The sequence below is a fragment of the Pseudomonas sp. LBUM1645 genome (assembly GCF_059716185.1).
The window spans coordinates 4,902,603-4,917,736 of sequence record NZ_CP166811.1; the positions used below are offsets into that span (position 1 = coordinate 4,902,603).

12 protein-coding genes are annotated in these 15,134 nt (G+C 59.3%); 5 read left to right on the top strand and 7 right to left on the bottom strand.

Going from position 1 to position 15,134, the window contains the following annotated elements; all coding sequences use genetic code 11:
• The first annotated feature begins 174 nt into the window (after positions 1 to 174).
• Genes mfd through ACA079_RS22215 form a run of 3 tightly spaced genes read left to right on the top strand, consistent with a single transcriptional unit; the run spans position 175 to position 6,915 of the window.
• Positions 175 to 3,624: a transcription-repair coupling factor gene (gene mfd, locus ACA079_RS22205; RefSeq protein ID WP_497700963.1), complete on the top strand. Its 3,450-nt coding sequence runs from the start codon at positions 175 to 177 to the stop codon at positions 3,622 to 3,624.
• A 10-nt stretch (positions 3,625 to 3,634) separates the two neighbouring features.
• Entirely contained in the window at positions 3,635 to 4,213 is a 579-nt protein-coding gene (locus ACA079_RS22210) for a CsiV family protein (protein WP_497700964.1), read from the top strand.
• Between the two features lie 11 nt (positions 4,214 to 4,224).
• Positions 4,225 to 6,915 carry a DEAD/DEAH box helicase gene (locus ACA079_RS22215; RefSeq protein WP_497700965.1) on the top strand — a complete coding sequence of 897 codons (2,691 nt, stop codon included), beginning with the start codon at positions 4,225 to 4,227 and terminating at the stop codon, positions 6,913 to 6,915.
• Positions 6,916 to 7,024: 109 nt separating this feature from the next.
• Here the strand turns inward: ACA079_RS22215 and ACA079_RS22220 are convergent, their stop codons facing one another.
• The 3 genes from ACA079_RS22220 to ACA079_RS22230 form a co-directional block, all read right to left on the bottom strand.
• On the bottom strand, positions 7,025 to 7,762 hold the full coding sequence (locus tag ACA079_RS22220; protein ID WP_497700966.1) for an S-methyl-5'-thioinosine phosphorylase: 738 nt from the start codon (positions 7,760 to 7,762) through the stop codon (positions 7,025 to 7,027).
• 12 nt (positions 7,763 to 7,774) lie between these two features.
• On the bottom strand, positions 7,775 to 8,773 hold the full coding sequence (gene nagZ, locus ACA079_RS22225; protein ID WP_497704360.1) for a beta-N-acetylhexosaminidase: 999 nt from the start codon (positions 8,771 to 8,773) through the stop codon (positions 7,775 to 7,777).
• 170 nt (positions 8,774 to 8,943) lie between these two features.
• The gene (locus ACA079_RS22230) at positions 8,944 to 9,651 is read right to left on the bottom strand and encodes a TetR/AcrR family transcriptional regulator (RefSeq protein ID WP_033061916.1); all 708 of its coding nucleotides are present in this window, start codon (positions 9,649 to 9,651) and stop codon (positions 8,944 to 8,946) included.
• Positions 9,652 to 9,880: 229 nt separating this feature from the next.
• Here ACA079_RS22230 and lexA point away from each other — a divergent pair, with 229 nt between their 5' ends.
• Together lexA and sulA are read left to right on the top strand one after the other, a co-directional pair.
• A complete protein-coding gene (lexA, locus tag ACA079_RS22235) occupies positions 9,881 to 10,489 on the top strand; it encodes a transcriptional repressor LexA (protein ID WP_007933171.1) in 609 nt (202 codons plus the stop codon).
• Between the two features lie 10 nt (positions 10,490 to 10,499).
• Positions 10,500 to 10,973 (top strand): SOS-induced cell division inhibitor SulA, encoded by a 474-nt coding sequence (gene sulA, locus ACA079_RS22240; RefSeq protein WP_046055276.1) that lies wholly within the window; start codon positions 10,500 to 10,502, stop codon positions 10,971 to 10,973.
• 94 nt (positions 10,974 to 11,067) lie between these two features.
• Here the strand turns inward: sulA and ACA079_RS22245 are convergent, their stop codons facing one another.
• From ACA079_RS22245 to ACA079_RS22260, 4 genes are all read right to left on the bottom strand, one after another.
• The gene (locus tag ACA079_RS22245; RefSeq protein WP_033061920.1) at positions 11,068 to 11,301 is read right to left on the bottom strand and encodes a hypothetical protein; all 234 of its coding nucleotides are present in this window, start codon (positions 11,299 to 11,301) and stop codon (positions 11,068 to 11,070) included.
• A gap of 139 nt (positions 11,302 to 11,440) precedes the next feature.
• Complete coding sequence (locus tag ACA079_RS22250; protein WP_046047843.1) at positions 11,441 to 11,965, bottom strand: DUF6586 family protein; 525 nt, start codon at positions 11,963 to 11,965, stop codon at positions 11,441 to 11,443.
• Between the two features lie 141 nt (positions 11,966 to 12,106).
• Positions 12,107 to 14,740, bottom strand: a complete 2,634-nt coding sequence (gene topA, locus ACA079_RS22255; RefSeq protein WP_282482085.1) for a type I DNA topoisomerase — start codon at positions 14,738 to 14,740, stop codon at positions 12,107 to 12,109.
• A gap of 114 nt (positions 14,741 to 14,854) precedes the next feature.
• Positions 14,855 to 15,091 carry a DUF1653 domain-containing protein gene (locus ACA079_RS22260; RefSeq protein WP_046047845.1) on the bottom strand — a complete coding sequence of 79 codons (237 nt, stop codon included), beginning with the start codon at positions 15,089 to 15,091 and terminating at the stop codon, positions 14,855 to 14,857.
• Positions 15,092 to 15,134: the final 43 nt, after the last annotated feature.

Here is a 15,134-nt window from a genome sequence, read left to right on the forward strand (position 1 = left end):
ACTCGGTCGTTTTGCCACTACATAATCAGTCTTTTTTACTAAAAAACGGGCCGATTTTGTCTTTACCACTACATTTCGCCCAACCTGCGTAATAGACACATCTGCAACTGACAGGCGGCACCCGGGACCGCTACAATTACCGACTTTGTCGCAACGCTTGGAGCTCAACCTTCCGTGCCCGTTCTGCGTCTACCGCTTCTCCCTGCCGCGGCAGGTAAACAGCACTGGGGCAACCTGCCCGGTGCCGCCCTGAGCCTGGCCATTGCCGAGGCCGCCAGCGCTGCCAAGCGCTTTACCCTGCTACTGACCGCCGACAGCCAAAGTGCCGAACGGCTGGAACAGGAGCTGAGTTTCTTCGCCCCGGATTTGCCGGTGCTGCATTTCCCGGACTGGGAAACCCTGCCCTACGATCTGTTTTCGCCGCACCAGGACATTATTTCCCAGCGAATCTCCGCGTTGTATCGGTTGCCGGAACTGAGTCATGGCGTTTTGGTCGTGCCGATCACGACGGCCCTGCATCGCCTGGCGCCGACCAAATTCCTGCTCGGCAGCAGCCTGGTGCTGGACATCGGCCAGAAGCTCGATGTCGAGCAAATGCGCACCCGGCTTGAGGCCAGCGGCTATCGCTACGTCGATACCGTCTACGAGCATGGCGAATTCACCGTGCGCGGCTCGTTGATCGATCTGTTCCCGATGGGCAGCAAATTACCTTTCCGCATCGACCTGTTCGACGACGAAATCGAGACCCTTCGTACATTCGATCCGGAAAACCAGCGCTCCATAGACAAGGTCGAAACGGTTCGCCTTCTGCCAGCGAGAGAGTTTCCGCTGCAAAAGGATGCGGTCACCCGCTTCAAGGCGCGCTTCCGTGAGCGTTTCGATGTCGACTTCCGTCGCTGCCCGATCTTCCAGGACTTGAGCAGCGGGATTACACCGGCCGGTATCGAGTACTACCTGCCGCTGTTCTTCGATGAAACCTCCACGCTGTTCGATTACCTGCCGCAGGACACGCAAGTGTTTTCCTTGCCGGGCATCGAGCAGGCGGCGGAGAACTTCTGGAACGACGTGCGCAATCGCTATGAAGAGCGTCGCGTCGATCCGGCCCGTCCTTTATTACCGCCGGCCGAGTTGTTCCTGCCGGTGGAGGATTGCTTCGCTCGACTGAAGAACTGGCCGCGCGTGGTCGCCAGTCAACAGGACGTTGAAACCGGCGTTGGCCGCGAGCGCTTCCCCGCTCGGGAGCTGCCGAACCTGGCCATTGAAGCTAAAGCCACCCAACCGTTGGCGGCGCTGGCCGGTTTCCTCGACGAGTTTCCCGGTCGCGTGCTGTTTACCGCCGAGTCCGCGGGCCGTCGTGAAGTGTTGCTGGAATTGCTTGAACGCCTGAAGCTGCGACCGAAAACCGTCGACAGCTGGCCAGACTTTGTCGCGAGCAAGGAGCGCCTGGCGATCACCATCGCGCCACTCGACGAAGGCTTGGTACTCGACGATCCGGCCTTGGCCCTGGTCGCTGAAAGCCCGTTGTTCGGCCAGCGTGTGATGCAGCGCCGTCGCCGCGAAAAACGCGCCGATGCCAACAACGATGCAGTGATCAAAAACCTCACCGAGCTGCGCGAAGGCGCGCCGGTGGTGCACATCGATCACGGTGTCGGGCGTTACCTCGGCCTGACGATTCTGGAAATCGATAGTCAGGCCGCCGAATTCCTGACCCTCGAGTACGCCGAAAACGCCAAGCTTTATGTGCCGGTGGCCAACCTGCATCTGATCGCCCGATACACCGGCAGCGACGATGCCCTGGCCCCGCTGCACCGCCTAGGCTCCGAGACCTGGCAGAAAGCCAAACGCAAAGCCGCCGAACAAGTACGCGATGTGGCCGCCGAGTTGCTCGACATTTATGCCCGTCGCGCCGCTCGCGAAGGTTATGCGTTCGCCGACCCGAAAGCCGATTACGCGACCTTCAGCGCCGGCTTCCCGTTTGAAGAAACCCCGGACCAGCAAACCACCATCGATGCGGTGCGCGCCGACATGCTCGCGCCGAAACCGATGGACCGCCTGGTCTGCGGCGACGTCGGTTTCGGCAAGACCGAAGTGGCGATGCGCGCAGCGTTCATTGCGGTGCATGGCGGTCGTCAAGTGGCGATTCTGGTGCCGACCACCCTGCTCGCGCAGCAGCACTACAACAGCTTCCGCGACCGCTTCGCCGATTGGCCGGTGAGCGTGGAAGTGATGAGCCGCTTCAAGTCGACCAAGGAAGTAAACGCCGCGGTCGTGGATCTGGCCGAAGGCAAGATCGACATCGTCATCGGCACGCACAAGCTGCTGCAAGACGACGTAAAAATCAAAAACCTGGGGCTGGTGATCATCGACGAAGAGCACCGTTTCGGTGTCCGTCAGAAGGAACAGCTCAAGGCCCTGCGCAGTGAAGTCGACATCCTCACCCTGACCGCCACGCCGATTCCGCGCACGCTGAACATGGCGGTGTCGGGCATGCGCGACCTGTCGATCATCGCCACGCCGCCGGCCCGTCGCCTGTCGGTACGGACTTTCGTCATGGAGCAGAACAAGAGCACGGTCAAAGAGGCCTTGCTTCGTGAGCTGTTGCGTGGCGGTCAGGTCTATTACCTGCACAACGACGTGAAGACCATTGAGAAATGCGCCGCCGACCTCGCTGAACTGGTGCCGGAAGCGCGGATCGGCATCGGCCACGGGCAGATGCGCGAACGCGATCTCGAGCAAGTGATGAGCGACTTCTACCACAAGCGCTTCAACGTGCTGATTGCCTCGACCATCATCGAGACCGGCATTGACGTGCCGAGCGCGAACACCATCATCATCGAGCGTGCCGACAAGTTCGGCCTGGCGCAGCTGCACCAGTTGCGCGGCCGGGTCGGTCGCAGTCACCACCAGGCTTATGCTTATTTGCTGACGCCGCCGCGCCAGCAAATCACGCCTGACGCCGAAAAACGTCTGGAAGCGATTGCCAATACCCAGGACCTCGGTGCGGGCTTCGTGCTCGCCACCAACGACCTGGAAATCCGTGGCGCCGGCGAATTGCTCGGCGATGGGCAGAGCGGGCAGATCCAGGCCGTCGGTTTCACCCTGTACATGGAAATGCTCGAGCGCGCGGTGAAGTCGATCCGCAAGGGCGAACAACCGAACCTCGATCAACCGCTCGGCGGTGGTCCGGAAGTCAATCTGCGGGTACCGGCGTTGATTCCCGAGGACTATCTGCCGGACGTGCATGCCCGACTGATTCTCTACAAACGCATCGCCTCGGCCACCGACGAGGAAGGCCTCAAGGACTTGCAGGTGGAGATGATCGATCGTTTCGGTCTGCTGCCGGAACCGACCAAGAACCTGATGCGCATTACCGCGCTGAAATTACAGGCCGAGCTACTGGGCATCAAGAAAGTCGACGGCGGCCCGCAAGGCGGCCGAATCGAGTTCGCGACGCAAACCCCGGTCGACCCGCTGACGCTGATCAAACTGATCCAGAGCCAGCCCAAACGCTACAAATTCGAAGGCGCCACGATGTTTAAATTCCAGGTGCCGATGGAGCGCCCGGAAGAGCGCTTTAATACTGTAGAGGCGCTGTTTGAGCACCTCATTCCGAAAACTGCTTGAAGGACGCCGCATGCGCCTGTTTCGCTTACTGACCTCGTTGACAATGTTAATAACAGCGCTGGTCACCCCTACGGCATTTGCCGATGACTTGTATCAGATTGAAATGATTCTGGTCCGCCAAAACGCCGTGCCCGCCATCGTCAGCCGAGCCGCACCGGAAGACTGGGCTGCAGGAGCTCAGCCCATCAGCCCCGACAGCCTGCGCACACCGAGCCTCAATGCTGAAGTGGAAAAACTCACCGCCAGCAATGAATACACGGTGTTGCTGCACAAGGCCTGGCAGCAGAACCTTGGCGAAGAAGCCAGCAAAGTCGCGATCAGCGAGGGCAAAGAACAGTTCGGCCAGTTCCCGATCGAGGGCACGCTGAGCATGAAACTGGGACGATTCACCGATGTGGATGCAGACTTCTGGGTCAACCAGATCGACGCCAACGGCATGGTCACCGCCAGCGAACGCATGAAACAGGAAAGCCACACCAAGAACGGCCAGCTGAACTTCCTCGACAACGGCCATCTCGGCCTGCTGATCAAGATCACCTCGCTGACTACCCCTGCGCCTCGGCCAGTCCCCGATGAAATTCCGGACTGATTGAAGTCCTTATGCCTCCGACCCTGAGCAAACCCCTGGCACCTTCCTGGGTCAGCCGATTCAAGGAACAGAGCCTGGAGCGTGGCCGTCGCTACGCTTTGGAGAACCGCGTCAGGATCGTCGAGGCCGGTGACGCCACGATCATTGCCGCCTGCGAGGGCTCTGGCGGTAACGTTTACCGTCAGACCATTCGCCTGCGCGAGTCAGCCAAAGCCACGTTGTTGATGATCGATGCCACCTGCACCTGCCCGGTCCACAGCAACTGCAAGCACTGCGCGGCAGTATTGCTGAAAGTGCAGGAAACCCTGGCCTACCCCGCTGCGGCGCAAGACGCCGAGCTACTCGAGAAACTTCAAGCCGTACTGGAAAACCGTAGCCCTAAGGCGCCGCCGCAAGTGCAGGTGGATAACGTGCAACCGGTGCCGCGCCTGTGGCTGGCGAGCATCGAGTTCAGCGCCTTCGAACCGCGCAATGGCAAGATGCAGCGTTATATTCAGCATCGCGCGGCGTTGTCTTTCAGCTATCTGGATGAATACGTTTCCGGGCAGAAGAACGCCGACATTCTGATTCGTCAGGAGACGCAAACGTTACGGATAAAACGCCACCCGGAAGTCGAACAGACCTACAGGGAGCAGCTGCGAATCCTCGGCTTCAAAATTGCCACCCGGCAAAGCAAGGCCTTGCCGGAAAGTGCCGGCGAACTGTTCGAGATGGTCAACGACAGCGCGTGGCTGACCTTCACCCTCAATGAACTGCCGAAGCTGCGCACCCAGGGTTGGGAGTTGCAGATCGACGAAGACTTCGGTTTCGACCTGACTGCCGTGGACGATTGGTACGCCACCGTAGAACAGGCACCGGAGCGCGACTGGTTCGATCTGGAACTGGGAATCATCGTCAACGGCGAACGGCTGAGTCTGCTGCCGATCCTGTTGAACCTGATGCGTTCCCACACCGAGATCCTCAACCCGGAACGCCTTGCACGACGTCGCGACGACGAGTTGATCCTGGTGAACATTCCCAATCGCCCGAACTCCGAGTACGGCCCGTTGCAGGTCGCCCTGCCCTTCGGCCGTTTGAAACCGGTACTGGCGACCCTCGGCGAGTTCTACTTGCAAGGGCCCGGCGAAACGACGCTGCGCCTGAGCAAAGCCGATGCCACGCGACTGAATCCGCTGGAAGACCTGCCGTTGCTCTGGGAGGGTGGCGAGCAAATTCGCACCTTTGCCCAACGGCTGCGGGACATCAAGGATTTCACCGCGACCGCACCGGAAGGTCTGAACGCAACCTTGCGCCCCTATCAGCTGGAAGGCTTGAGCTGGATGCAGTCGTTGCGGCAACTGGAAGTCGGCGGGATTCTCGCGGACGACATGGGTCTGGGTAAAACCCTACAGACCCTGGCGCACATTCTCAGCGAGAAGAACGCCGGACGCCTTGATCGGCCGTGCATGGTGGTGATGCCCACTAGCCTGATCCCCAACTGGCTGGATGAAGCAGCGCACTTCACGCCGCAACTCAAAGTGCTGGCACTGTACGGTGCCAGTCGCAAAAAGCATTTCGACACGCTGGCCGATTACGACCTGATCCTGACCACCTATGCGCTGCTGCCCAAGGACGTCGAACGTCTCGCCGCGCAGCCTTTGCACGTGTTGGTTCTGGACGAGGCGCAGTACATCAAGAACCCCAACAGCAAGGCCGCCCATGCTGCGCGCGAATTGAATGCCCGTCAGCGTCTGTGCCTGAGCGGCACGCCACTGGAAAACCACCTGGGTGAACTGTGGTCGCTGTTTCACTTCCTGTTACCCGGCTGGCTTGGTGATGTGAAAAGCTTCAACCGCGATTACCGCGTGCCGATCGAAAAGCGCGCCAGCGAAGTACGACTTCAGCACCTCAACGGTCGGATAAAACCGTTCCTGCTGCGTCGAACCAAGGAACAAGTGGCGACCGAGTTGCCGCCGAAAACCGAAATCATCCATTGGGTCGAGCTCAACGAAGCCCAGCGCGACGTGTACGAAACCATGCGCCTGGCGATGGACAAGAAAGTCCGCGACGAGATCACCCGCAAGGGCGTGGCGCGCAGCCAGATCATCATTCTTGAGGCGCTGCTGAAGCTGCGTCAGGTCTGCTGCGATCTGAGGCTGGTCAACGATGCCACCCTACCCACTCGCGGTAGTACGTCGGGCAAGCTCGACAGCTTGATGGAAATGCTTGAGGAATTGTTCGATGAAGGTCGGCGGATCCTGCTGTTCTCGCAATTCACTTCAATGCTGTCGTTGATTGAAGATGAGCTGAAAAAGCGCGGAGTCGAATATGCGCTGCTGACCGGGCAGACGCGCGACCGGCGCGCGCCGGTAAAAGACTTCCAGAGCGGCAAGCGTCAGATCTTTCTGATCAGCCTGAAGGCAGGTGGCGTCGGCCTGAACCTGACCGAAGCCGACACGGTGATTCACTACGATCCGTGGTGGAATCCCGCGACGGAAAATCAGGCGACTGACCGGGCGTATCGCATTGGTCAGGAGAAGCCGGTGTTCGTCTACAAGATGATTGCCAGAGGCACGGTGGAAGAGAAGATTCAGCATCTGCAGAAGGAAAAATCCGACTTGGCGGCTGGCGTGCTGGATGGGCGCAAGACCGGGGACTGGAAGTTGCAGAGTGATGATATTGAAGCGTTGTTTGCACCGCTGCCGGACAAGTTGGAAAAATAGCGGCGACTGTTAGATTGCCATCGCGAGCAAGCTCGCTCCCACAGGGTTATCACTGTACCTGTGGGAGCGAGCTTGCTCGCGATGGGGTCAACTAGGTACAGCGCCTGGCTCAGCCCTTGAGCACCCGAGCCAACGCCGACTTCACCGTGCCCATCCCGTCATGCAGCGCTTGCTCGATCTCGGCCATGGTGATCACCCCTGTCGACTTGCCCGCTGCCGGGTTCACCACCAACGCCAGACAGGCGTAATCCAGTTCCAGCTCACGAGCCAATGCCGCTTCAGGCATTCCGGTCATGCCGACGATGTCGCATCCGTCGCGCTCCAGTCTCGCGATTTCAGCGACGGTTTCCAGCCGTGGCCCCTGGGTGCAGGCGTACACGCCTTGACTGGCAAAACCAACGCCTTCAGCCGCCAATGCCGCGATTAGCTGCTGACGCAGGGCTTCGCTGTAGGGATAGCTGAAATCGATGTGGGTAACTTGTTCGAGACTATCGGCGAAATAGGTGTGTTCGCGACCACTGGTGTAGTCGATCAATTGATCCGGTACGCAGAAATATCCGGTGTCCATCACAGCATGAATCCCACCCACGGCATTGACCGCGAGAATCGCTTCGGCACCGGCCTGTTTCAGCGCCCAGAGGTTGGCGCGGTAGTTCACCTGATGCGGCGGAAAACGGTGAGGATGACCGTGGCGCGCGAGGAACAGCACTTCCTTGCCGGCGTACTCGCCGATCTGCACTTCAGCCGAAGGCGCGCCGTAAGGAGTGTCCACCGCCAATGACTGACGAATGCTCAGGCCTTCGAGTTGAGTCAGGCCGGTGCCACCGATAATCGCGTAAACCGTCATAACGAAAAGTCCTCAATCAATCAGTTGAGCTTCTTTGAGCGCACCGACGGCTGTCAGCCAGCGCGGGTCTTGACGGTATTCAGTGCTGGCGTACGACTGGCCGCGCATCCGCGCGATGCGCTCGGACGGCTTGACCTTCAGACGCTGGGCGGCGCTCAGGGCCAATTCAGCGGCCGCGCGATCGTTGCACACCAGGCCCATGTCACAACCGGCAGTCAGCGCCGCTTCAATACGGCTGGCAGCATCGCCGACCACGTGGGCGCCGGCCATGGACAGGTCATCGCTGAAGATCACGCCGTCAAATTGCAGCTCGCCACGCAGGATGTCCTGCAACCAGCGGCGGGAGAAGCCGGCAGGCTGGGAATCAACTTGCGGATAGATAACGTGGGCCGGCATGACCGCAGCCAATTGCTTGCTCAGTCGGGCGAACGGCACCAGGTCATTGGCGCGGATTTCGTCGAGGCTGCGCTCATCAACAGGGATCGCAACGTGGGAATCGGCCTCGGCCCAGCCGTGACCGGGAAAGTGCTTGCCGGTGGCGGCCATGCCGGCGCTGTTCATGCCGCGAATGAAGGCTCCCGCCAGCAACGCTGCCCGCTCGGGATCACCTTCAAATGAACGTGTGCCGACCACGGCGCTACGCTGGAAGTCGAGGTCCAGCACCGGAGCGAAACTCAGATCGAGGCCGACAGCCAGCACTTCAGTCGCCATGATCCAACCGCACTGCTCGGCGAGGTACTCGGCATTCGGGTTGTCGGCGATGGCGCGCATGGCTGGCAGTCGTACGAAGCCCTGACGCAAACGCTGAACCCGACCGCCCTCCTGGTCGACTGCCAGCAGCAGATCGGGGCGAATGGCGCGGATTGAGGCGCTCAACTCGCGCACCTGGCGCGGGTGTTCGATGTTGCGGGCGAAAATGATCAGGCCGCCCACTTCGGGTTGGCGCAACAATTGGCGATCTTCAGCCGTCAGCCAGGTACCGGCGACGTCCACCATCAACGAGCCTTGCAGGCCAGCAGTCATAGAGATTCCTTGATAACGATAAACCCGGCTCGCACAAAATCGCCGCCATGGGCTATGCCCGGCAGGTCGGCGATACAAATGGGGAGCGGGTTCAGAACGAGAGTCGGCATGGGCGGCTAGCTTAGCGGATGTCAGCTGCCGCGCCCACCCGTGTACGGTTAAACCTTGGCGGCAACCGGGGTTGATTTGCTGCGCGGACGTAGCTGCGCAGTGGCCATGGCCGCATCAGTCACGCCGGTTTCGGCGCGCATGCCCGCCGCCAGGAACGGCACCATCAGACGCATGACTTGCTCAATGGAGGTGTTGACGCCGAAGTCGGTCTCGGCAATTGCGCGCAGGGCTTTGATACCGGACATGCTGAACGCGGCGGCACCGAGCATGAAGTGCACGCGCCAGAACAGCTCGATCGGCGGAATACGCGGCGCAGCTTCGTTGACCAACATCATGTAACGGCGGAACACCTTGCCGTACATGTCTTCCAGATAACGCCGCAAGTGCCCTTGGCTCTGACTGAAAGCCAGACCCAGCAAACGCATGAAAATCGACAGATCGTTGCCGCTGCGTGGTTGCACCACCAGGGCTTGCTCGACGAGGATTTCCAGCAGCTCTTCAAGCGTCGGCTTGTTCTCCGGCTTGGCTTGACGCCGCTCCAGCTCTTTATCAAGGCTTAAGCAGAACGGCCCGAGAAAGCGCGAGAAAACTGCCTGGATCAGCGCCTTCTTCGAACCGAAGTGATAGTTCACCGCCGCCAGATTGACACCGGCCTTGCTGGTGATCAGACGCAATGAGGTTTCAGCGAAACCTTTTTCCGCGAACAATTGCTCGGCAGCATCAAGAATGCGTTCAACGGTTTCCGACTGGGCCATGGCTACTCCGCCTGACAAACACTTGTTTGAAACATACGTTTCAGCCTGTGCATTGTCAAGCCTGTCGGTTCGTTTTGAGAATGGTCGGTCAGCTATTTAACCATACAACTCGCGAGCGTGAATCAGCAGGCTTATCGACCGTCTGGCGGCCGACAAAAAAAGGGGCATTGCCAAGACCGTTCCACTGTATATAATCCCAGTCACTGTATAAAAAGACAGAGCGATCAATATGCTAAAGCTGACGCCACGCCAAGCAGAGATTCTGGCCTTCATCAAACGCTGCCTCGAAGACAACGGCTACCCGCCCACCCGTGCGGAAATCGCTCAGGAACTGGGTTTCAAGTCGCCCAATGCGGCGGAAGAACACCTCAAGGCGCTGGCACGCAAGGGTGCGATCGAGATGACGCCCGGTGCTTCCCGTGGTATTCGCATCCCCGGCTTCGAAGCCAAGGCCGACGAGTCCACCCTGCCGATCATTGGCCGAGTGGCTGCCGGTGCTCCGATCCTCGCCCAGCAGCACATCGAAGAGTCCTGCAACATCAACCCGTCGTTCTTCCATCCTCGCGCCGACTATTTACTTCGGGTTCATGGCATGAGCATGAAGGATGTGGGCATTTTCGACGGTGACCTGCTGGCAGTGCACACCACCCGCGAAGCCCGCAACGGCCAGATCGTAGTAGCACGGATCGGCGACGAAGTGACCGTCAAGCGTTTCAAGCGCGATGGTAGCAAGGTCTGGTTGATTGCCGAAAACCCTGAATTCGCCCCTATCGAAGTGAACCTGAAAGATCAGGAACTGGTGATCGAAGGCTTGAGTGTCGGCGTCATTCGCCGCTAAAGGAGGCTTTATGCAGTTCCCACACACATCACAGCAAGCCCAACTGCCGTTGTTCGAGGCTTTCATGGTGCAGCCATTGGCGCCGATCCTGAAAGACGTGGTCGAGTCACCCTGGAGCGCCGAGCCCGAAGTCTTCAGTGAGCTGTCGCTGCGTGGTGCAGCCGGGAACTGCCTGAACCTTCTTGCGCCTATTCTCAGGGAACTGAGTCAGGACCAGGACGCGCGCTGGCTGACGCTGATCGCCCCGCCTGCCAGCCTGACCCAGACCTGGTTGCGGGACGCCGGCCTTAACCGCGAACGCATCCTGCTGCTGCAACCGCGCGGCACTCAGAGCGCTCAGCAGTTGACCTGCGAGGCCTTGCGCCTGGGCCGTAGTCACACGGTGGTCAGCTGGCTCAACCCATTGAGCACAACTTCACGGCAACAGTTGATCAGCGCCGCCCGGATCGGGGACGCACAAAGCCTGAACATTCGATTAGGTTAACTGACAAACAATGCGCGCTTTGAACAGCGCGGGGCTTCTCCAAGGATAGAGAAGCCGACCTGTAGCGATATCAGAAAAAAACCGACGGGCGGGATCAATGAAGAACCCGAGCCCCCTCGTCCGTATTGAAATCGCCTTCAACCAAGCGTCCGGCCATCTGAACGCCGACGCTCAACATCGCCTTGGCGACTTCCACGTGCTGGCCCTGCAGGAACGCTTTGGCATCCTCGGAGAAATCCAAAGTAACCAGAGAACCCTCGTCCTCGGCCCTGCGCAGCTCGATACGGCCGTCTGGTAACTCTACAATTTCTAGAAAGGACGTTGGCATAAAGGTCTGTTCTCCACGAAAGGCGGGGATTATATAGGCATCGGCCAGGCTTCGCTCGGTAACTTGACCGGATGTCATTGCGAAGAAATATCTGCTAGCACTCATCCCTGAGCAGACAACCCATCGGGTCATCCTTCCCTCAACACTCGTTCAAACCTTCGCGAAACCGAATCGCCAACCCTTTGAGGTTCTGACGCCAGCTCTCCAGCTCTTCCCGGCTCAGCTCTTGTGGAGCCTCTTCTTCATCCAGGTTAACGGCGAGGATCAGCGGCTGCGTCACGTCACCCTTAGGCTTGTGCGGCGCCCGTGGCGGCTGAAACAGTGCGGCATGGGCCGCAAGCAGTTTGGCCAGCCAGGTTTCCGAATTATTGGCCAACTCGACCATCTCGGCCATTTCCGGAATCGCGATGGCTTCAAGCACTTCGCGCGTCAGCAATAACTCGGCCCGAGGCGCATTGGCCTGAGGCAAGCGATAGAAACCGGCGATTTCATGGCACAGCCCCAGCAACGCACCGTACAAGTGAAACAGGGCCGACTCGCGTCCAGCCTGGATCAGCGCCAGGGAGTTCATCGCCCGCCCCTCTTCGGCTCTGGCGAGCGCTTCCAGCGACAGGCCGGCGAAGTAAATCTTCTGGTTGGTACGGGTATAGAGTTCGTGGGCCATGACGGCAGCCTCCACAACGAAATAATTGCTTCACGCAGGTCAGACAGTGTCGTGGATCACCCGAGTTCACCGCAAGCACAAAACAAAAAGGCCGCATGAAAACCCGAGGGTTGTCATGCGGCCTTTTCAGCACAGCACCTGTTAAGCCTTGGCGGTCTTCGCCGGGCGCTTGTCTTCAACCGTCCACTTGCCGCCGTCGTAGTACGCCTTCCAGCCAGTCGGCTTACCGTCGACTTCAGTCTGTACGTACTGCTCTTTGGTTTTACGGCTGTAACGGATCACAGCAGGCAGGCCGTCCGGATCTTTCTTCGGTGCTTCGCAGAGGAAGTGGTACTTCGGATCGATCTCATCCTTGTGCGGCACAATTTCCATGACCAGCGGAGCACGCGTCTCGCGGTTTTTCGGGAATTGACTGGCCGCCAGGAACAGGCCGGAAGCACCGTCGCGCAGGATGTAGGTGTCGTTGACCTTTTCGCATTTCAGCTCAGGCATCTTCACCGGATCCATCTTCGGCGGTGCTGCATCACCGCTTTTCAGCAGTTTGCGGGTGTTCTTGCACGTCGCATTGGTGCAGCCGAAAAACTTGCCGAAACGGCCGGTCTTGAGCTGCATCTCGCTGCCGCACTTGTCGCACTCCAGGCTCGGACCTTCGTAGCCTTTGATGCGATAAGTGCCCTCTTCGATTTCGTAACCGTCGCAATCCGGATTGTTACCGCAGATGTGCAGCTTGCGCTTCTCATCCAGCAGGTATGCGTCCATCGCCGTGCTGCAGATCGGGCAGCGATGCTTGCCACGCAGCACCAGCGATTCCGATTCACCCTCGTCGTCCGCCGCGATTTCGTCGCCCGGCACCAGGTTGACCGTGGCCTTGCAGCGCTCTTTCGGCGGCAGGCTGTAGCCCGAGCAACCGAGGAACACGCCGGTCGATGCGGTACGAATCTGCATCGGACGCCCACACAACACGCACGGAATGTCAGTCATCACCGGTTGGTTGGCGCGCATGCCGCCTTCGGCGCTTTCGGCTACTTCGAGTTTCTTCTTGAAGTCGCCGTAGAACTCGTCGAGCACGTTTTTCCAATCGCGTTCGCCCTGAGCCACGTCATCGAGATTCTCTTCCATGCCGGCGGTGAAGCCGTAGTCCATGAGATTGGAGAAGCTCTCGGCCAGACGCTCGGTAACGATGTCACCCATCTTTTCCGAGTAGAAACGACGGTTGTGCAGCGCTACGTAGCCACGATCCTGGATGGTCGAAATGATCGCCGCGTAGGTCGAAGGACGACCGATGCCGCGTTTTTCCATTTCTTTAACCAGGCTCGCTTCCGAGTAACGCGCCGGCGGCTTGGTGAAGTGCTGGGTCGGATCAAGCTTGATCAGCTTCATCGCGTCGCCCTGAGCCATGTCCGGCAGCACGTCGTCATCACCAGGCTTGGCGATTTGCGGCATGACGCGGGTGTAACCGTCGAACTTCAGGATGCGGCCTTTGGCGCGCAACTCGAAGTCACCGGCACCGACGGTGACAGTGGTCGACAGGTATTGGGCCGGCAGCATCTGGCAAGCGAGGAACTGGCGCCAGATCAGCTCGTAGAGCCGCTCTGCATCGCGCTCCATGCCCGACAGCTTGCTTGGCTCGGTGTTGGCATCGGAGGGACGAATCGCTTCGTGAGCCTCTTGTGCGCCTTCCTTGCTGCTGTAGACGTTCGGGTTTTCCGGCAGGTATTTCTTGCCGAACTCACCTTCAATATAAGTACGCGCCATCGTCACGGCATCGACCGAGAGGTTGGTGGAGTCGGTACGCATGTAAGTGATGTAGCCGGCTTCGTACAAACGCTGGGCCATCATCATGGTTTTCTTCACGCCGAAGCCCAGGCGGTTACTCGCAGCCTGTTGCAGGGTGGACGTGATGAAGGGTGCCGACGGCTTGCTGCTGGTCGGCTTGTCTTCGCGCTTGACGATGCTGTAGCTGGAAGCCTTGAGCTTCTCCAGCGCGGCCATGGCCTGAGCTTCGTTAAGCGGCTTGAAGGCTTCGCCTTTCTCGCGGGCCACGTCAAAGCGCACGGTTGCGCCTTTGGCGGTGCCGAGGTCGGCGTGAACTTCCCAGTACTCTTCCGGGTTGAACGCGCGGATTTCACGCTCACGCTCAACGACCAGCTTCACGGCAACCGATTGCACGCGACCGGCGGACAAGCCACGAGCGACCTTGGCCCACAGCAGGGGCGAAACCATGTAACCCACCACGCGATCGAGGAAACGACGCGCCTGTTGGGCGTTTACACGATCGATGTCCAGCTCGCCCGGCTTGGAGAAGGCTTCCTGAATCGCTTTCTTGGTGATTTCGTTGAACACCACGCGCTTGTAGCGGCTGTCGTCACCACCGATGGCTTCGCGCAGGTGCCAGGCAATGGCTTCCCCCTCGCGATCCAAGTCGGTTGCGAGATAGATGGTGTCAGCATCTTTGGCGAGCCGGCGCAGCTCTTCGATGACCTTTTCCTTGCCCGGGAGGATCTCGTACTTGGCTTTCCAGCCATGATCGGGATCGACACCCATGCGCGAGACCAACTGCTTGCGCGCCTTCTCTTTCGGCGTGAGCACCGGACCTTCACCCGCGGCGGCCTTGCCGCGCTTGGCGGCTGGCTCTTTGCTGGCGCTAGCCGAACCGCTGGTGGGCAGGTCTCGGATATGGCCGATACTCGACTTCACCACGTATTGGTTACCCAGATACTTGTTGATGGTCTTGGCCTTAGCCGGGGATTCCACAATGACCAGCGATTTGCCCATGGATCAGAAAATTCCTGAATTCTAGAAGTGAAAGGCGGTTGGCGCCTGACGCGGCACCGCTATATATAGTGGCTACAAGGTGAGGTCAAGCGCAGGGTCTTGCGCGCACTCAGCTTATGGCTTGGAAAAAAGGCTCGGTTCGGCTTGCACCAAAGCAAAGCGTGGCACCTGTTCGCCGTCAACCTCGACCGACTCCAGGAACATGCTCAAGGGACGCACCCAAAAGCCGTAATCGCCATACAGGGCTTGGTAGAAGACCACTTCTTCTTCGGTTTCCGAATGCCGCGCAATACTGAATACGCGGTACTGCGGACCTTTGTAATGTTGGTAGAGCCCAGGTTGTATCGGCATGGTTTGGCCCTCGCTCAAATCTTTTAAAAATAAAAACAAAAAA

Coding starts and splice junctions, on each gene's coding strand:
- ACA079_RS22210 (WP_497700964.1), top strand. CDS start 3,635: ATGCGCCTGTTTCGCTTACTGACCTCGTTGACAATGTTAATAACAGCG.
- ACA079_RS22215 (WP_497700965.1), top strand. CDS start 4,225: ATGCCTCCGACCCTGAGCAAACCCCTGGCACCTTCCTGGGTCAGCCGA.
- ACA079_RS22220 (WP_497700966.1), bottom strand. CDS start 7,762: ATGACGGTTTACGCGATTATCGGTGGCACCGGCCTGACTCAACTCGAA.
- ACA079_RS22230 (WP_033061916.1), bottom strand. CDS start 9,651: ATGGCCCAGTCGGAAACCGTTGAACGCATTCTTGATGCTGCCGAGCAA.
- lexA (WP_007933171.1), top strand. CDS start 9,881: ATGCTAAAGCTGACGCCACGCCAAGCAGAGATTCTGGCCTTCATCAAA.
- sulA (WP_046055276.1), top strand. CDS start 10,500: ATGCAGTTCCCACACACATCACAGCAAGCCCAACTGCCGTTGTTCGAG.
- ACA079_RS22245 (WP_033061920.1), bottom strand. CDS start 11,301: ATGCCAACGTCCTTTCTAGAAATTGTAGAGTTACCAGACGGCCGTATC.
- ACA079_RS22250 (WP_046047843.1), bottom strand. CDS start 11,965: ATGGCCCACGAACTCTATACCCGTACCAACCAGAAGATTTACTTCGCC.
- topA (WP_282482085.1), bottom strand. CDS start 14,740: ATGGGCAAATCGCTGGTCATTGTGGAATCCCCGGCTAAGGCCAAGACC.
- ACA079_RS22260 (WP_046047845.1), bottom strand. CDS start 15,091: ATGCCGATACAACCTGGGCTCTACCAACATTACAAAGGTCCGCAGTAC.